This is a genomic window from Cellulomonas taurus, from assembly GCF_012931845.1.
GTDB lineage: Bacteria > Actinomycetota > Actinomycetes > Actinomycetales > Cellulomonadaceae > Cellulomonas > Cellulomonas taurus.
This window is the reverse complement of record NZ_CP051884.1, coordinates 3355481-3372756: the sequence shown is the minus strand read 5'-3', so window position 1 is coordinate 3372756 and position 17276 is coordinate 3355481. Positions and strand designations below refer to the sequence as shown.

14 protein-coding genes are annotated in these 17276 nt (G+C 74.0%); 3 read left to right on the top strand and 11 right to left on the bottom strand.

The genetic code is table 11. From position 1 onward, the window contains the following. Window positions 1–102 precede the first annotated feature (102 nt). From HGK68_RS15605 to hemE, 9 genes are all read right to left on the bottom strand, one after another. Complete coding sequence (locus HGK68_RS15605) at window positions 103–1884, bottom strand: choice-of-anchor G family protein (RefSeq protein ID WP_169166789.1); 1782 nt, start codon at window positions 1882–1884, stop codon at window positions 103–105. Then, complete coding sequence (locus HGK68_RS16300) at window positions 1881–3353, bottom strand: signal peptidase I (RefSeq protein ID WP_169166788.1); 1473 nt, start codon at window positions 3351–3353, stop codon at window positions 1881–1883. Before HGK68_RS16300 ends, HGK68_RS15605 begins: the two co-directional genes overlap by 4 nt. 7 nt (window positions 3354–3360) lie before the next feature. Continuing rightward, window positions 3361–4053 (bottom strand): SipW-dependent-type signal peptide-containing protein, encoded by a 693-nt coding sequence (locus HGK68_RS15595; RefSeq protein WP_169166787.1) that lies wholly within the window; start codon window positions 4051–4053, stop codon window positions 3361–3363. A 506-nt stretch (window positions 4054–4559) separates the two neighbouring features. Further along, on the bottom strand, window positions 4560–5876 hold the full coding sequence (gene hemL, locus HGK68_RS15590; RefSeq protein ID WP_169166786.1) for a glutamate-1-semialdehyde 2,1-aminomutase: 1317 nt from the start codon (window positions 5874–5876) through the stop codon (window positions 4560–4562). Beyond that, complete coding sequence (gene hemB / locus HGK68_RS15585) at window positions 5873–6811, bottom strand: porphobilinogen synthase (protein WP_246260778.1); 939 nt, start codon at window positions 6809–6811, stop codon at window positions 5873–5875. The genes hemL and hemB overlap by 4 nt, the downstream gene beginning before the upstream one ends. A 98-nt stretch (window positions 6812–6909) precedes the next feature. Then, window positions 6910–7728, bottom strand: coding sequence for a uroporphyrinogen-III synthase (locus HGK68_RS15580; protein WP_169166784.1), 819 nt, complete (start codon window positions 7726–7728; stop codon window positions 6910–6912). After that, window positions 7728–8729 carry a hydroxymethylbilane synthase gene (hemC, locus tag HGK68_RS15575; RefSeq protein WP_169167170.1) on the bottom strand — a complete coding sequence of 334 codons (1002 nt, stop codon included), beginning with the start codon at window positions 8727–8729 and terminating at the stop codon, window positions 7728–7730. Before hemC ends, HGK68_RS15580 begins: the two co-directional genes overlap by 1 nt. A gap of 14 nt (window positions 8730–8743) precedes the next feature. Continuing rightward, window positions 8744–10198, bottom strand: a complete 1455-nt coding sequence (locus tag HGK68_RS15570; RefSeq protein WP_169166783.1) for a protoporphyrinogen/coproporphyrinogen oxidase — start codon at window positions 10196–10198, stop codon at window positions 8744–8746. 37 nt (window positions 10199–10235) lie between these two features. Next, window positions 10236–11354 (bottom strand): uroporphyrinogen decarboxylase, encoded by a 1119-nt coding sequence (gene hemE / locus HGK68_RS15565; protein WP_169167169.1) that lies wholly within the window; start codon window positions 11352–11354, stop codon window positions 10236–10238. A 46-nt stretch (window positions 11355–11400) separates the two neighbouring features. On the opposite strand from hemE, the gene HGK68_RS15560 reads away from it, so the two are divergent. Next, window positions 11401–12663, top strand: coding sequence for a glutamyl-tRNA reductase (locus tag HGK68_RS15560; protein ID WP_169166782.1), 1263 nt, complete (start codon window positions 11401–11403; stop codon window positions 12661–12663). Window positions 12664–12690: 27 nt separating this feature from the next. Here HGK68_RS15560 and purB read toward each other — a convergent pair whose 3' ends face one another. Next, entirely contained in the window at window positions 12691–14121 is a 1431-nt protein-coding gene (gene purB, locus HGK68_RS15555) for an adenylosuccinate lyase (protein WP_169166781.1), read from the bottom strand. Between the two features lie 81 nt (window positions 14122–14202). Between purB and HGK68_RS15550 the strand changes: the two genes are divergently transcribed. After that, the gene (locus HGK68_RS15550) at window positions 14203–15762 is read left to right on the top strand and encodes a GAF domain-containing protein (RefSeq protein WP_169166780.1); all 1560 of its coding nucleotides are present in this window, start codon (window positions 14203–14205) and stop codon (window positions 15760–15762) included. A gap of 20 nt (window positions 15763–15782) precedes the next feature. On the opposite strand, the gene HGK68_RS15545 is transcribed toward HGK68_RS15550, so the two are convergent. Further along, entirely contained in the window at window positions 15783–16169 is a 387-nt protein-coding gene (locus HGK68_RS15545) for a phage holin family protein (RefSeq protein WP_169166779.1), read from the bottom strand. 26 nt (window positions 16170–16195) lie between these two features. Between HGK68_RS15545 and hisC the strand changes: the two genes are divergently transcribed. Continuing rightward, entirely contained in the window at window positions 16196–17260 is a 1065-nt protein-coding gene (hisC, locus tag HGK68_RS15540) for a histidinol-phosphate transaminase (protein ID WP_169166778.1), read from the top strand. The last annotated feature ends 16 nt before the right edge of the window (window positions 17261–17276 follow it).

Here is a 17276-nt window from a genome sequence, read left to right as displayed (position 1 = left end):
AATCGGTACATCCCACTGTTTCCGGGATGTTTCGGGACGATTGGCGTGCAGGTCAGGGCCTGGTTACCGCCCAGTAGTCCCAGCTGGGCCAGTCGGGGGACCTCAGGGCGCCGGGAGGTAGGCATTCGGTCCCGCGGCCGATCCGCCGAAGGCGAGCCAGGCGGTGCGGCCGGCGGGCGCCGACCCGATCCGCAGGGCCGTCACCCCGATCTCCCCGGTGTCCAACGGGACCACCGGCCGGGCACCGGCGACATCGGCCTGGACGTTCACCTGGGCCGACACCGCGTTCGGCAGCGCCGCCAGCAGCGCTTGCAGGGTGGTCTGGGCGGTGGTGACGGCGGTGGTGATCTGCCCCTGGGGCTGCGCGGCGGTGGCGGTGCCGTAGACGGTCGTGGTCAGGGCGTTGGCGACGGCGGTGCGCAGGTCGGTCTGCCCGCTCGCCGAGTTCAGGTCGTTCCGCACGGTGGTGCACGAGCCGGTCGTGGCCAGGCCACAGCTGTTGCTCACCCCGACCGACACGGCCACGGTCCCACCCTGGGCGGCGTTCAACTGGTTCAGCGTCCCGGTGTAGGTCAGTGCCAACGGCTCCTGGACCAGGCCGAGGTTCAGCAGGCTGAGCGTGCTGGTGATCCGCAGCGTGGCGACGCTGGTGTTCAGCGCGGTGCTGATCGCGTTCAGCACCGAGGTCTGGTAGGCCGGGAGCAGGGTGCCGACCGAGGTGCGGGCGGTGTTCAGGACGGTCGCGGTCAGCACCTCGGTGTTCGGAGCCAGACCGTTCACCCCGGTGCTCGCGCTGGTCAACGCCGCCAGGTCGACGGTCATCCGCCCGGTCGCCAGGTTCAGCTGCACCGGTGTCCCGGCGCCGAGCGTCTGACCGGTCAACGACGACACCGCCCCCGGCACGTTCACCGGGACGCTCAGGGACAGGGTGCCGGAGGTGCCGCTGGGGGTGAGCAGGTTCAGCAGCGCCTGGCGGTTGGTCAGGACCGTGTTCACGTTCGCCGCCGACTGGGTGGCGATCGCTCCGGTGCTGGCGGTGGCGTTCTGGATCGTGGTCGCCGCGCTGGTCGTCTGGGTCGCCGCCGCGCGCAGGCTCGCGCTTTCCGCCTCCAGGCGCAGCCCGGACACGGTGTAGGCGCGGGAGGAGGTGTTCCGCTCGATGCAGGAGTCCCGGGTGGTGGTGGACCCGACGGTGCCCGGGATCAGCCGCAGCCCGCCGGTGACATCGGCGGCGGGGGTCGCGCCCAGCGCGGTGGCGAGCAGGGTCGGTGTGACCAGCGCCCGGACATCGACGGTGGCCAGGTCGGGCGCCCCGGTCAGTGCGGTGTTCAGCACCCCGGTGTTCGACACCGCCCCCGATCCACCGACCACCTGCCCGTTGCTGGCGGCGTTGCCGTACTGGTTGTTCTGCGCGCTGGTCACGCTGCCGAAGGCGACCGCCGATTCCAGGGTGCTGCTGGTGGACTGCAGGGCGCTCGCGGCCACGGGGTACACGTAGGCGTTGGTGGTCGGGCTGGTGGCCGTGACCGGGGTGGCGGAGACCGACGACCCGGTCTGGGTGACCCGCACCGGGGCGACCACGGGCACGGTGCTGGTGCTGCCGGTCCCCACGGTGGCCGCGAACAGCTGCCCCCGGGCGACGGTGCGGTACAGGCCGGTGTCGCACCAGGTGGTGCGGGTGCCGAGCGCGCCGGAGGCGTACTCGCGGTCGGTCCAGGCGGCGTCGGTGAGCTGGGGCCGGAGCGGCCCGGTGTGCAGCACCAGGGCGGCTACCAGCACGAGGAGCAGGCCGATGCCGGTCGCCCGGTGCCGCGCGGTCCGCGCCTCGATGGCCGCACCACCCGTGGCGCGCAGCTCAGCCCGGAGGATGCGGCGGCGGCTCATGACCCGTCCTCCGTCCGCGCGGCGTGCCCGTCGATGTGGCGTGCGTCGGCGGCTCCCGACCTTCGCGCCGCGCGACGGTCGCGGCCGAGGGTGAACAGCACCGTCCCGATCAGCAGCGCCGCCACCGCCCACGTCGCCGGACGCAGCTCCGACCCGGTGACCCCCAGGCCGCCCGGATCCGCCGCCGTCGAGGCGTCGCCGGAGCCGCCCACGGCCCCCGGGCCGCCCGCCCCGTCGGTGCCACCCGGCCCCGGATCGCCACCGCCCGGACCACCGCTGTCCGGCCCCCCGCCGCCAGGTTCGCCCCCACCCGGCTCACCGGGCACCTCGCCGCCCTCGCCGATGGTCACCGAGTCCCCGAAGGCGTCGAACCGCAGCCCCAGGTACATGTCCAGTCCCTGGGCACTGTCCGGCAGCGCGTCCGCCACCTCGATCCGCACCACCACCTGCTGTGCCCGCTCGGTGGTCAGCTCGCCGACCGGCACCCGGTCCAGCCACACCACGCCCTCCTCGATCGGGACGGGGAGGTCACGGCGACCGGCGGGGCAGCTGCCGTCGAGCGCCCAGGCGTCGCAGAGCTCCAGGGTCAGCCGCACCGCGTCGTCCTGCTCCACCAGGGCACCCCCGGCCACCAGGCTCACCCACAGCCAGCCCTTCGCGCCGTCCGCGCCCGCCGGAGGCAGCGCCGCCGAGGTCACCCGCCACGGCAGGTCGCTGCCCGGGGACAGCGACCAGTCGGCGCCGGGGGGCAGCGACGACGACAGGGCGAGCACCCCGTCCGCCTGCGGGTAACCGCCCGCGGGCGGCGCGGTGGCGGAGGGTTGCGGCTCCGGGACGCCGACCGCCTGGGCCGGTGCCGCCGTCGGGCCCAAGGTGAGCGCGGCGACCGCGAGCAGGACCAGCAGAGCCGATGTCGGCTGGAGCTCCCGCGCCGAGGGCTCCGGCCCGCGGGCAGGCCAGAGCGCCCACAGGATCAGCCCCGCGACCAGCACGGTCACACCGCCCATCACGATCGGGTCGTCCAGCCTGACCAGGGCGAACCCGACACCCGGCGCGTGCGCCACCACCCGGCGCACCTCGGTGACGTCATAGGGGAACGGATCCTCCGCATCGTTGGCGTCACCCCGCAGGTGCAGCCGGGTCTGGCCGTCGGGCAGCGCCTCGACCGAGGTGACCCGGTGGGTGACCGGCAGCGGACCGAGCGGCGACGGGACCGTGACCACATCGCCGACGGCCACCTGATCGGCCGGGAGCGTGCGGACGATGGCCGCCGACCCGGTGGGGATGGTCGGACTCATCGACCCGGTGCGGAAGACGATCACCCCGAGGTCGAGCGTCACGACCAGCACGATGACCAGGCCGCAGATCGCGCCGAAGATCGCGGCGACGGTCAGCAGCACCTCGCGGGTCAGATCGGCGGCACGCCGCCAGGCCCGGCCGGGTGTCGGTGGTGCGCGGTGCGAACCCACCGGGCGATCACGAGCTGGTCGCCACGAAGTTCCACACCGGCGTCACCGTCTGGCCCTGCAAGGCCGAACTGGTCGCGGTGGACGGCATCGTGATCTGGAAGCAGACGTCGACCGGAGTACCCGCGGTGGTCGCGTTGGTGGCCGCACCGATCGGGAACGAGGCGGTGCCGTTGGCGGTCAGCGGCTGCCCAGCGGCGACGATCGTGGTGCCGGCCCCGATCCCGGCGGCGTTGCAGTTCGCCTGCGTGACACCGGTGCGGACCTGGTAGGTGAGCGCGGCGAAGAGCGCGGCGTTGGTGTTCGGTCCCGCGACCGCGCCGTTCAACACCGCCGTGCCGCCGATGGACCCGGGCGCCGCCCGCAGCTGCACCGGCGCGTAGACCACTGCACCCGGGGTGAGCGAGGTGGCGGCGACGGTGAAGTTCAGCTTCCCGGCGGTGGCGTCGGTGGGCCAGTTCTCCCGGTTCTGCCAGCTCTGACCGTCGTAGACGTTCTGTTCGATCTCGAACACCGAGGTGCCGATCGGCGTGTCGGTGTTGGAACCACCGAAGATCCACTCGGTGTCGGTCCAGGCCGCCAGCGTGACGGCGGCGCCGATACCCAGGACCCCGACCGCGGCCAGGATGGCCCGCAGGCGACCCTTCGAGCGGCGCTTCCGGTTCCGGATGTCGACGGTCGTGTGCGATTCCTGTGCAGTCATGGATTCCCCCCGGTCTCCACCGGACGGTTGCCCCCTGCACCCGTCCTGACCCGGGGCGGCCGCACCGCCACCCCGGGCATCGTCACGGAGCCCCCTGCTCCCTGTGACGCAAGCCATAGCTTCAGACATCACCCGCATATGTGCAAATACACAAATAGGGGAGCGGTGTTTGTGCGCTCTGTCAGCGGAAAGACCCGGGCAAGCGCTTTCACGATGTGAGACAGCCGTACCGCTCCCCGACCGCCGGGCCGAGGTCGGCAGTCCGCGCCCGAGGTCGGCAGTCTGCGCCCAGGTCGGCAGTCCGTGCCCGAGGTCGGCAGTTCGCGCCCGAGGTCGGCAGTTCGCCCGCCCGGATGTGGCGCGAACTGCCGACCTGGCGCGGGCCGGAGCCGCGCGGGCCCGGTCGGGGTTGCGTGGGCTCACGCCGCGCGGGCCCGGCCGGGGTTGCGCCGGGTAGGGCTGGCCTGCGCGCGTTGGGACCGGGCCCCGACCGCCGAGGCCCGGCGTCAGGCGGTCGGGGGTGTGGCCTCCGCGGCGGCGCGGGCTGCGCGGGGCAGGGCGGTGAGCACTCGGTCCAGGGCGGCGTCATCGTGCGCGGCGGACAGGAACCACGCCTCGAAGGCCGACGGCGCCGCGTACACCCCGTCGGACAGCAGGCTGTGGAAAAACGCCGGGTAGCGCCAGGACTCGGAGGCGAGCATCCCGGCGTAGTCCCGGACGCCCCCGTCCACCCCGAAGACGGTGCTGAACAGGTTGCCCGCGACCTGGACGGTGTGGGGCACCCCGGCGGCGGACAGTGCCTCGTGCACCGCCGTCCGCACCGTGGTGGAGGCGGCGTCGACGGCGGCGTACACCGTGGCGTTGGCGGCACGCAGCGTGGCCAGTCCCGCGGCGGTGGCCACCGGGTTCCCGGAGAGCGTCCCCGCCTGGTACACCGGCCCGACCGGTGCCAGGTGGTCCATGATCGTGGCCGAGCCGCCGAGCCCGGCCACCGGCAGCCCGCCACCGATCACCTTGCCGAAGGTCAGGATGTCCGGCGACCAGCCCTCCGGCTGCGCCTCCAGCCCCCACCAGCCCGCCGGGCCGACCCGGAAGCCGGTCAGCACCTCGTCCTGGATCAGCAGCGCACCGTGCCCGTGCGCGATCCGGGCCAGACCCGCGTTGAAACCGGGATCCGGCGGGACCACGCCCATGTTGGCCGGAGCCGCCTCGGTGATGATCGCCGCGATGGAGTCGCCGTGCTCGGCGAAGGCCGCCTCGACGGCCGCGAGGTCGTTGTAGGGCAGCACGATGGTCTCGGCTGCCACCGCGGCGGTGACCCCGGCCGACCCGGGCAGCGCCAGGGTGGCGACGCCGGACCCGGCGGCCGCCAGCAGCGAGTCGACGTGCCCGTGGTAGCAGCCGGCGAACTTGATCACCCGGTCACGGCCGGTGACCCCGCGGGCCAGCCGGATCGCGGTCATGGTCGCCTCGGTGCCGGTGGACACCAGGCGCAGCCGCTCCACGGCGGGTACCCGCTCGCGCACCGCCTCGGCCAGCTCAATCTCGGTCCGGGTCGGCGCGCCGAAGCTCAGACCACGGTCGGCGGCGGCGTGCACGGCGTCCAGCACGGCCGGGTGGGCGTGGCCGAGCAGCGCCGGGCCCCAGGAACCGACCAGGTCGACGTACTCCCGGCCGTCCTCGTCGGTGACGTAGGCACCGCGCGCGGAGGTCAGGAACCGGGGCGCGCCACCGACCGAGCCGTAGGCGCGCACCGGCGAGTTCACCCCGCCGGGGACGACGCCCCGCGCTCGCTCGAACAGCTCCTCGTTCGTGCCGGTCATCGCCACTCCTCCCGCAGCCAGTGGGCGAGTTCGACCGCCCAGTAGGTCAACACCTGGTCGGCGCCGGCCCGTCGGATGCCGAGCACCGACTCGGTGATCGCGCGCCGCCGATCGATCCAGCCGTTCGCTGCGGCGGCCTCGATCATCGCGTACTCACCGGACACCTGGTACGCGGCGACCGGCACCGTGCTCATCGCGGCGACCTCGGCCAGCACGTCCAGGTACGGCCCGGCCGGCTTCACCATCACGACGTCCGCACCCTCGGCGATGTCCAGCTCGACCTCGCGCAGTGCCTCGCGCCGGTTCGCCGAGTCCATCTGGTAGGTCCGGCGGTCGCCCTCCAGGGTCGACTCCACCGCGTCCCGGAACGGGCCGTAGAACGCGGAGGCGAACTTCGCGGAGTAGGCCAGCACGCCGACATCGCTGCGTCCGGCGGCGTCCAGGGTGTCCCGGATGACGGCGACCTGGCCGTCCATCATCCCGCTCGGCGCGACCATGTGGGCCCCGGCAGCGGCCTGCGCCAGTGCCATCTCCGAGTACCGGACCAGGCTGGCGTCGTTGTCCACGGTGCCGTCTGGGGCCAGCACCCCGCAGTGCCCGTGATCGGTGAACTCGTCCAGGCACAGGTCGGCCTGCACCACCAGGGCGTCGCCGACCTCGGCGCGCACGTCGGCGATCGCCCGGTTCAGCACGCCGTCCGGGTCGGTGGCGCCGGAGCCGACGGCGTCGCGGACCGCGGGCACGCCGAAGATGTTCACCGCGCTGATCCCGGCGGCCGCCGCTTCGGCCACCGCCTGCTTCAGCGAGTCGCGGGTGTGCTGCATGACCCCCGGCATCGACACGATCGGCGTCGGCTCGGCCAGCCCCTCCTTGACGAAGATCGGCAGGATCAGGTCGGCCGGGTGCAGCCGGGTCTCGGCCACCGAGCGGCGCATCGCCGGGGTGGCGCGGATCCGGCGCGGGCGGACCCGACCGGGGTGCGCGGCTGCGCCGGCCGCCAGGGCGGCGGCGTTCGGACGGGTGGGGTCGATGGTCATGACAACGCTCCAGTCACGGTGGCGATCAGCGCGGCGACCAGGCCGCTGGGCGACTGCTCGACGGCGACCGCGGACACCCGCAGCCCCGCGCGCAGTGCCTCGGCGGCCGTGGAATCGCCGATGCAGATCAGGTGGACACCGTCCGGCACCGGGCCGAGCAGGTCGACCAGGTTGCGGGCGGTGCTGCCGGAGGTGAGCAGCACGGCGTCGATGGCGCCCGCTGCCCACTCCTGGCGGGTCTCCGGTTCGGGCATCGGGCCCGGCACGGTGCGGTAGGTGGTGACCACGTCGACCGCCCAGCCGTGGCTGCGCAGTCCTTCGGCCAGGGTGTCGGCGGCCAGGTCGCCCAGCGGCAGCAGGACGCGCCGCGGTTCCGGCTGGGAGTCGACCGGCGGCCAGGCGCGGAGCAGGGTCCGGGCCGACGACTGCCCGGTCGGCACCACGTCGACCCGCACCCCGACCGACCGCAGCGCACGGGCGGTGGAGCCGCCGACCGCTGCCACCCGGACGTCGGCGAGCAGGTCGACCAGCGGGGTGCCGGTCTCCTCGGCGCGGTCCTCCAGCACCGGGACGGCGGCGGCGCTGGTGACACCGACCCAGCCGTAGTACCCGGCCTGCACCGCGAGCAGGGTGTCGTCCAGCTCGGTCGGATCCTCCGGCGGCACCGTCTGGATCAGCGGCACCACCACCGGTTCGGCACCGGCGGCCAGCAGCGCGATCACCAGCGGATCGGGGCCCTCGGTCTCCCGTGGCACCAGCACCCGCAGCCCGGTCAGCGGACCCTGCGGGGCGGGCACCAGCCCGGTCTCCGGCATCACGCGCTCAGCCCCGCCAGCTCGGCGGCGCCGTCGGCCAGCAGATCGGCGGCGAGGCGCTCGCCCAGGGCGGTCGCCTCGGCGGCGTCGATCACCGGGTCACCGGTCAGCGGAACGTCGTCGCTGTGCCGCAGGCGCTCCGTCCCGTCGGGTCGCAGGGCCACCGCGGTGAGGCTCAGCGCGGAGCGTGCCGCCTCCGGGTGCTGCGGGGAGGCGTCGGTCGGCTGCACCGGATCCAGGTGGGCGTAGGCACCCACCGGGGCGGCACATCCCGCCTCCAGGCGGGCCAGCAGCGCGCGCTCGGCGAAGGCGGCCAATCGGGATGCCGGGTCGTCCAGCAGGGCCAGGGCCAGTGCCAACGGGCTGCCGGAGCCGATCACCTCGGCCCGCACCTCCACCGCGAGCGCCCCCTGGGCCGGCGCCGGGGTCATCACGTCGGTGGGCAGGGTGTCGCTGATCGCGTCCAGTCGTCCCAGCCGGGCCAGCCCGGCACGGGCCAGCACCACGGCGTCCAGGTCGGCCTCGGCGCCGAGTGCCCGGGCCAGCCGGGTGTCGACGTTGCCCCGGATGTCGACCACCCGCAGGTCCGGCCGGGCCGCCAGCAGCTGCGCGGCCCGGCGCGGCGATCCGGTGCCGACCGTCGCACCCTCCGGCAGGGTCGCCAGGGTGAGGCCGTCCCGGGCGCACAGCGCGTCGCGCGGGTCCTCCCGGGGCGGCACGGCGGCGATCACCAGACCGTCGGCCGCGGCGGTGGGCAGGTCCTTGAAGGAGTGCACCGCCACGTCGCAGCGGTCGGCGAGCAGGGCGTCCCGCAGCGCGGTGACGAAGACCCCGGTGCCGCCGAGGGTGGTCAGCGACCCGGTCAACCGGTCGCCCTCGGTGCGGATCCGCACCAGCTCGTGCGCCCCGGCCCCGAGGCGGGTCAGGGCGTCCGCGACGTGCCCGGTCTGGGTCAGGGCAAGCTGGGACGCACGGGTTCCGACCCGGACCGGTGGGGGCATGAGGTCAGTCTCGGTCACCGATTTCTCCTTGTCGAAGCGGCTGATGAGGTGGTCCACGGGTCGACCTCGGCCAGGGCCGCCGCGACCCGGCGGGCGTCCGGCACCACCGACGCGAGCCCGTTCCCGGACACCCAGGCGCCCACCACCGCGAGGCCCGGCACCTCGGAGACCGCGTCGCGCACCCGGCGCACCGTCTCCCGGTGGGCGGCGCTCGGCACCGGCAGTCCCTGCCGCCAGGTGACCCGGGCGGAGGCACGGAGCCGGTCGCGGTCCAGGGCCACGCCGAGGATCGACGACGCGTCGCGCAGCGCCAGATCGGTCAGTCCGTCCAGATCGGCCGGCACGTCCGGGGCGCCCTCGCCCGCCCGCCCGTAGGACAGGCGGACCACGTGCCGTCCGGGCCCGGCCAGCTCGGCGAGCCAGCGCCACTTCGCGGTGGCATGGGTCAGCGCCTTGGCCCGCACCTCCGGGACGCCGTGCGCGACCAGCACACCGGTTCCCCGCGGGTGGCCGTCCAGTTCCGGGGCGTCCAGCACCAGGGTGGCGAGCACGATGTCCGCACCCGGGTCGGTGTGCAGCCCGGCCAGGTCGGGGGCCACGTCGGTGAGCAGAGTGGTGGCTGTGGGGGAGGCCACCACCAGGCGCGGTGCGGTCAGGACGTGTCCCTGCGACTCGACCCGGAACCTGGCGGCACCGGGCACCCGGTGCACGGCGGTCACGGCCGCGCCGCAGCGCAGCTCACCGCCCCGGGCCCGCACGTCCTCGACCAGGGCGTCGACCAGCGTGTGCAGCCCGCCGGACAGCGAGCTGACGGCGGAACCGGCCGGGATGTTCGCGCGCAGCGCCCGGACGGCGAGGCTGAGCGATCCCGCGGCACGAGCGGACGCGACCAGTCCGGGCGCCACCGCGTCGGCGGCGATCGCCTCCGGTTCGGCCGCGTGCACCCCGGCCACCACCGGGCGGACCAGCCGGTCCAGCACCCGACGGCCCATCCGGGCGCGCACCAGGTCGCCGAGGGTGGTCACCTGGTCGTCGGGCCGGATGCCGTGGGAGGCGGGCAGCAACCGGTCGGCCGCTGCCCGCAGCGATCCGAGCCACCCGATCGTGCGCCGGACGTCGGGGGCGAAGGGGTGCGCGGGGATGCCGAGCAGGCCGGTGCGGGGCAGCGGACCGGCGCCGCGGGGCAGGCGGACCCAGGCGCCGTAGGGCTCGGGCGACACGACCGCGGCGGTCAGCCCTAGTTCGCCCGCCAGCTCGGCGACCGCACCGCCCCGGGTGGCGAAGGACTCGGCTCCGGCATCCAGGGTCAGACCGTCGACCTCGTGCCGTCCGACCACGCCGCCGGGGGAGGACCAGGACTCCAGCACCAGGGTGCGCAGCCCGGCGGTCGCCAGCTCACGGGCGGCCACCAGCCCCGCCACCCCGGCCCCGACCACGATCGCGTCCCAGTCGTCGCCGGCCTGCGTCATGTCGCGTTCACTCTCGTTGTTCTGCGTGGCTGGATCCTCAGTCGAGGGCGTGCACCAGGGCGACCACCCGGGTGAGCACGTCGGGGTCGGTGGTCGGCGGCACCCCGTGCCCGAGGTTCACCACGTGGCCCGGCGCGGTGGCCCCGCGGGCCACCACCTCCCGGACGTGCGCCTCCAGCACCGGCCACGGGGCGGCGAGCAGGGCGGGATCGATGTTGCCCTGCACCGGTACGTCACCCCCGAGGCGTCGCACCGCCTCGTCCAGCGGCAGCCGGTCGTCCACCCCGACCACATCGGCGCCGACGTCCCGCATCGCCGCCAGCAGCTCGCCGGTGCCGGTGCCGAAGTGCACCCGCGGCACACCCAGGTCGGCGACGTGGCGCAGCGTGCGGTGCGAGGCGGGGCCGACCGAGCGCAGGTAGTTCTCCAGCGACAGCGATCCGGCCCAGGAGTCGAAGAGCTGCACGGCGCTGGCCCCGGCCAGGATCTGCGCCCGCAGGAACCGGCCGGCCACGTCCGCTGCCCACCCGGTCAGCCGGGCCCAGGTCTCCGGGTCGCCGTGCATCAGGGTCCGGGCCGCCAGGTGATCCCGGGACGGCCGCCCCTCGACCAGGTACGCCGCCAGCGTGAACGGCGCCCCGGCGAAGCCGATCAGCGGGGTGCCGCCCAGTTCGGCGACGGTGAGTGCCACGGCCTCGGTGATCGGGGACAGCGCGGTGCCGTCCAGCGACTCGGCGGGGTGCTCGGCCAGCAGGCGGTCCACCTCGGCGGCGGTGCGCACCGGCGACCCGAATACCGGCCCGACGCCGGGCTCGATCCGCACGTCCACCCCGGCCAGCTTGAGCGGGACGACGATGTCGGAGAAGAAGATCCCGGCGTCCACGTCGTGGCGACGGACCGGCTGCAGGGTGATCTCCGCGGCCAGTTCCGGGGTGAGGCAGGCGTCCAGCATCTCGGTCCCGGCGCGGGAGGCGCGGTACTCAGGCAGCGAACGACCCGCCTGGCGCATGAACCACACCGGGCGGCGGCTGGGCCTGCGACCTCGGTAGGCATCGATCAACGGGGCGGAGCCGGTGCGGCCGTCGACCAGCGGATGGTCGGCCGGGAGACCTGTCCCGTCGGGCAGGCTGGGCAGCGGACGTGACGGAGTCGACAGCGCGGAGATTGGTCCGGTCCTTTCCTGGAGTGATTCAATCGTAGCCGTGGTGCTGCTCTCGCTGGCAGCGAGCCATCAGGACCTCGACCTGTCCGTGCTGGAGCGGCTGTCCGCCGACGCGCACGCGGTCGGCCGGGAGGTCGTGAGCGGACTCGCCCCGATTTCCGGTGCCGTCGTTCTCGCGACGTGCAACCGGTTCGAGTTGTACCTGGATGTCGACGACACCGCCGACCCCGAGTCGGTGGACGTGGCCGCCGCCGCCGCGATGTCGGTGGTCGCCGAGCGCTCCGGTTATCCGGCGCAGCGGGTGTCCGACGCGCTCACCCCGGTCACCGGCACCGCGGTCGCCGAGCACCTGTTCGCCGTCGCCTCCGGACTGGAGTCGATGGTGGTCGGGGAGCGCGAGATCGCCGGTCAGGTCCGTCGCGCCCTCACCACCGCCCGCCGGGACGGCACCACCACCTCCGGGCTGGAGGGACTGTTCCAGGCCGCCAGCCGCACGTCGCGTGCCGTGGGCGCCCACACCGGACTGGGTGCCGCCGGGCGGTCCGTCGTCGGGGTGGCCCTGGACCTGGTCGAAGCGGCGCTGCCCGACTGGTCGCAGGTGCGCTGCCTGCTGATCGGCACCGGCTCCTACGCGGGGGCCAGCCTCGCCGCGGTGAAGGCCCGCGGCTGCACCGACATCACCGTCTACTCCGCCAGCGGTCGCGCCGGGCGGTTCGCCGCGGATCGTGGCGTGGACGCCGCCACCAGTGACCTGGCCGGTGCGCTGGCCGGGATCGACCTGGTGGTGGCCTGCTCCGGTGCCGCCGGATCGCTGCTGGACGCCGACACGGTGCGCCGGGGGACCGGCGGACCGCTGGCCGTGGTCGACCTGGCGCTGCAGCACGACGTGGACCCCGAGGTCGGCACCCTGCCCGGTGTCACCCTGGTCGGGCTGGCCACGGTCGCCGAGCACGCACCGGGCGACACTTCCGCGACGGTGGCCGATGCCCGCCGGATCGTCGCCGAGGAGGTGCACACCTTCGAGTCCGAGCTGCGCACCCGCGAGTGGGACCCGCCGGTGGTCGCCGAGCGCCGCCGGGTGATGGCCGAGCTCGCCCGGGTCAGCGCCCAGCTGAGCCCGCGGTCGGCACGGTCGCTGCGCCGCCGGGTGCGCACCGCGATGCACAAGCCGACGGTCCGCGCCCGCACCGCCGCCCGGGTCGGTGACACCGCCAGCTACGCCGCCGGCCTGGCCGAGCTGGCGGCGATCGACGTGCCGGCCCTGGTCAGCGGCGCCGGCGCCGGGGCCGCAGCCCTGGGCTGACCCCTCGCGGGCCGTCGTGGCCGGAGTTCAGTCCTCCAGGTGGCCGACCAGCTGGGCGGCCAGGCCGGTGTAGGTGCCGGGGGTGAGGGCCGACAGCCGCTGGGCGACGTCCGCCGGCAGTCCGAGCCCGGCGATGAACTCCCGCATGTCGTCGGCCGTCAGCCGCCGACCCCGGGTCAGCTCCTTCAGCCGCTCGTAGGGGTTCTCCATCCCGGTCACCCCGGCGACGGCTGCCGCCCGCATCGCCGACTGCACCGGCTCGCCGAGCACCTCCCAGTTCTGGTCCAGCTCGGCCGCCAGCAGCTCGGTGTTCACCGACAGCGCCGCCAGGCCGCGCCGCACGTTGTCGAGCGCGAGCAGCGAGTGGCCGAAGGCCGGGCCGATGTTCCGCTGGGTGGTGGAGTCGGTGAGGTCGCGCTGCAGTCGGCTGGTGACCAGGGTCGCGGACAGGGTGTCCAGCAGGGCACAGGACAGCTCCAAGTTCGCCTCGGCGTTCTCGAACCGGATCGGGTTCACCTTGTGCGGCATCGTGGACGAGCCGGTCGCCCCGGCCACCGGGATCTGCACGAAGACCCCGCGTGAGATGTAGGTCCACACATCGGTGGCCAGGTTGTGCAGCACCCGGTTGAAGCGCGCGATGTCGGCGTAGAGCTCGGCCTGCCAGTCGTGCGACTCGATCTGGGTGGTCAGCGGGTTCCAGGTCAGCCCCAGGTGCTCCACGAAGGTCCGGGACACCTCCGGCCAGTCGGCGCCGGGCACCGCGATCACGTGCGCGCCGTAGGTGCCGGTCGCCCCGTTCAGCTTGCCCAGGTACTCGGCCCCGGCGATCCGGCGCAGCTGCCGACCCAGCCGGTGGGCCAGCACGGCGAGCTCCTTGCCGAGCGTGGTCGGGGTGGCGGGCTGGCCGTGGGTCAGCGCCAGCATCGGGACCTCGGCGTGCTCCCGCGCCAGGTCGGCGACCTGACCGACCAGTGCTTCGGCGGCGGGCAGCCAGACCTCGCGCACCGCGCCGCGCACCATCAGCGCGTAGGACAGGTTGTTGATGTCCTCGCTGGTGCAGCAGAAGTGCACCAGCTCGCCGAGCGCCGGCAGGGCGGTGCCGGTGGCCGCCGCCAGTCGTCGCTTGAGGAAGTACTCGACGGCCTTCACGTCGTGCACCGTCTGCCGCTCGATCTCCGCGAGCTCGGCGATCTCCGCGGCACCGAAGTCGGTCACCACCGCGCGCAGGTAGGCGCGCTCGTCGTCGGAGAGGGTCGGCGCACCGGGCACCACCTGGTGGTCGGTCAGGTGGATCAGCCACTCGACCTCGACATGCACCCGCTCCCGGTTCAACGCCCCCTCGGACAGGTGGTCGACCAGGGACGCGACGGCGGGGCGGTAACGACCGTCCAACGGGCCCAGAGCGAGCGGCGGGGTGACATCGGCGAGGCGGACGCGGGCGGCGGGCGCGTGAGGCATGGGCCGCATCTTTCCACGCGACCTCTCAACCTCGAAGGTTCCTGGCCGATACACCGGTCAGCCATACAGGGGGGCAGGGACATGGTGGGACTGCGACACCGGCGCGAGGCGACCGGGAAAGCGCTTGATGACGGCACGGACGTCGGCCGGGAACTGCGTGCGCTGGACGAGGTGGTCCGCACACTCGAACGCCAGGCGAACACCAGCGGCACCCGCGAGCTCCTGGACGTGATCCGGGTCGGGCTGGGCTTCGAGTACGGGTCGATCTGGCGGGTGGACACCCGGCAGAACCTGCTGGTGTTCGGCGAGCAGTGCGGTGAGCTCTCACCGGAGCTGAGCCGGATGTCGCCCTCGTTCACCATGCCCAAGGGCGTCGGCCTGTGCGGCCTGGCCTGGCAGAACGACGGGGTGCTGCCGGTCGCCGACCTGCAGGAGCACCCACCGAACTGCTCCCGTGGCGAGGTCTTCCTGCGGGCGGGTGCCCGAGGTGCGATGACCATGCCGCTGTGGCGCGCCGGCCGGGTGTTCGCGGTGATCGAACTGCTGTCCCGCGAGCGCCGGGGCGAGGGGCCCGAGCAGGTGGCGGTGCTCAACATCCTGGCCCGCACCGTCTCCCAGGCGCTGGCAGCCCGGCACGCGAACCGGGAGATCGAGCAGGTCGCCCTGGACCAGAAGGCGGTGACCACCTCGGTCGCCAAGGTCGGTGCCTGCCACGACGAGGAGTCGGCGCTGCGCACCGCCCTGGACACCGTCCGCGAGGAGTTCGGCTGGGAGTACGGCTCGTACTGGGCCGTCGACCCGAGCAGCCGGACCCTGCGGTTCGCGGTGGAGTCCGGCACCGCCGGGTCCGAGTTCCGCGCCGTCACCCTGGCGGCGTCCTTCGCCGAGGGGGTCGGGCTGGCCGGACGTGCCTGGCGGGCGCGGGACCTGGTGTTCGTGCCGGACCTGGGGGAGCTGACCGACTGCGTCCGCGCACCCGCCGCCCAGCGCGCCGGGGTCAAGTCCGGGGTGTGCCTGCCGGTCATCGTCGGCGACGAGGTGGTCGGCACGATGGACTTCTTCACCACCGAGACGATCGAGCTCAGCGACAGCCGCCGCGGTTCGCTGCGCAACGTCTCCCAGCTGGTGTCGCAGCGGTTGGACATCCTGCGGGCGGCAACCCGGGACCGGACCGCCGCCGACGCGCTGCTGACCAGTGTCGCCCGGCTCTCCGACAGCGCCGGTGAGGCGCTCGCGGTCGCCGAGGAGGCGGTGAGCCAGACCAACGCGATGGCCGAGCAGGTCCGGGTGCTGGAGGCCTCGTCCTCGGCGGTCGGCGACGTGATCCGGGTGATCTCCACCATCGCCGACCAGACCAACCTGCTCGCGCTGAACGCCACCATCGAGGCGGCGCGGGCGGGTCAGGCGGGCCGTGGCTTCGCGGTGGTCGCCACCGAGGTCAAGGAGCTGGCCGGCGGCACCTCGGCCGCCACCAGTCGGGTCGAGCAGCAGGTCGCGGACATCCAGGCCAACACCACCGCGGTGGCCGCCGGGATCGAGTCGGTCAGCAGCACGATCCGGCGGATGGACGAGGTGCAGGCCAGGATCGGCGAGGTGCTGGACGAGCAGCGGCGGATGGCCCGGGCGTTCCAGACGACGTGACGGTCCCAGGGGCCGCGTCGTCAGTCGCGGCGGCGTGACTCCGGGATCAGCACCGACAGCACGAAGCTGACGATCGACACGATCAGCGCGCCGATCACCGCGGTGCCGAAGCTGTCGATCCGCAGACCCCAGTCGGTCTGCTCGGTGATCCACGCGGTCAGCATCAGCATCAGGGCGTTCACCACCAGGGTGAACAGGCCGAGGGTGAGGATGTACAGCGGGATGCTGAGCACCTGCACGATCGGCTTGACGATGGCGTTCACCACTCCGAACACCAGCGCGACCAGCAGGATGATGCCCAGTCGGCCGCCGGTGGTGTCGGCTCCGACGATCTCCATCCCGGACAGCAGGATCTCGGCGAGCCAGAGGGCCACACCGCTGATCAGCACGCGCACGATGAATCTCATGTCCTGATGGTGCCATTCTGTCGGGTGTGAAGCACGTGCCACTGCGCCCCGCCCTGTCGACCCTGCCGCCCTACGTGCCCGGTGCCCGGGTGCCGGTCGGTGCCGCGGCCTTCAAGCTGTCGTCGAACGAGAACCCGTATCCGCCGTTGCCCTCGGTGGTGGCGGCGATCGCGGACGGCGCGGTGGACGTGAACCGCTACCCGGACATGTATGCCACCGAGCTGACCGACGCGGTGGCCGCGCACCTGGGCGTGCAGCCGGATCAGGTGGTGGCCGGCTGCGGGTCGGTGGCGGTGCTCGGCCACATCCTGGCCGCGTTCTGCGACGCCGGTGACCAGGTGGTCTACCCGTGGCGGTCCTTCGAGGCGTACCCGATCGCGGTGACGTTGGCCGGGGCGGAGTCGGTGCAGGTGCCGGCGGGTGAGGACGGACGGATCGACCTGCCCGCGATGGCCGCCGCCGTGACCGAGCGCACCCGGGTGGTGCTGGTCTGCACCCCGAACAACCCGACCGGCCCGGCCGTGCACGCCGACGAGCTGGAGGCGTTCCTGGCCGCGGTGCCGCGCGACGTGCTGGTGGTGTTGGACGAGGCCTACGTCGAGTTCGTGCGGGACCCGCAGGCACCCGACGGCCTGGCGGTGCTGGCCGCGCACCCGAACGTGGTGCTGCTGCGCACCTTCTCCAAGGCCTACGGGCTGGCCGGACTCCGGGTGGGCTTCGCGGTGGCCGACGCCCGGCTCGCCGCCGGGATCCGGTCGGCGTCCACCCCGTTCGGGGTGTCGCACCTGGCGCAGCTGGCCGGGGTGGCGTCGCTGCGGGCCAGCGCCGAGCTCCTGGACCGGGTGGAGCGGATCGTCGGCGAGCGCGCGCGTCTGCTGGCCGGATTGCGCGAGCAGGGCTGGGCGGTGCCGGACTCGCAGGCGAACTTCGTCTGGCTGCCCCTCGGTGACGACGCTGCCCGGTTCGCGCAGCAGGCCACCGCGGCCGGGGTGCTGGTACGACCCTTCGCCGGTGACGGGGTGCGGATCAGCGTCGGCGAACCGGAGGCGAGCGACCTGGTGCTGCGGGTGAGCGCGGAGTTCCGCCGGTAGCAGCAGCTCAGGACCG

Excerpts from the sequence above, each read along its gene's own strand:
- hemL (WP_169166786.1), bottom strand. The coding sequence starts at position 5,876 with ATGACCGGCACGAACGAGGAGCTGTTCGAGCGAGCGCGGGGCGTCGTC.
- hemC (WP_169167170.1), bottom strand. The coding sequence starts at position 8,729 with ATGCCCCCACCGGTCCGGGTCGGAACCCGTGCGTCCCAGCTTGCCCTG.
- HGK68_RS15605 (WP_169166789.1), bottom strand. The coding sequence starts at position 1,884 with ATGAGCCGCCGCCGCATCCTCCGGGCTGAGCTGCGCGCCACGGGTGGT.
- hemB (WP_246260778.1), bottom strand. The coding sequence starts at position 6,811 with ATGCGCCGCTCGGTGGCCGAGACCCGGCTGCACCCGGCCGACCTGATC.
- HGK68_RS15570 (WP_169166783.1), bottom strand. The coding sequence starts at position 10,198 with ATGACGCAGGCCGGCGACGACTGGGACGCGATCGTGGTCGGGGCCGGG.
- HGK68_RS15580 (WP_169166784.1), bottom strand. The coding sequence starts at position 7,728 with ATGCCGGAGACCGGGCTGGTGCCCGCCCCGCAGGGTCCGCTGACCGGG.
- purB (WP_169166781.1), bottom strand. The coding sequence starts at position 14,121 with ATGCCTCACGCGCCCGCCGCCCGCGTCCGCCTCGCCGATGTCACCCCG.
- HGK68_RS15595 (WP_169166787.1), bottom strand. The coding sequence starts at position 4,053 with ATGACTGCACAGGAATCGCACACGACCGTCGACATCCGGAACCGGAAG.
- HGK68_RS15550 (WP_169166780.1), top strand. The coding sequence starts at position 14,203 with ATGGTGGGACTGCGACACCGGCGCGAGGCGACCGGGAAAGCGCTTGAT.
- HGK68_RS15545 (WP_169166779.1), bottom strand. The coding sequence starts at position 16,169 with ATGAGATTCATCGTGCGCGTGCTGATCAGCGGTGTGGCCCTCTGGCTC.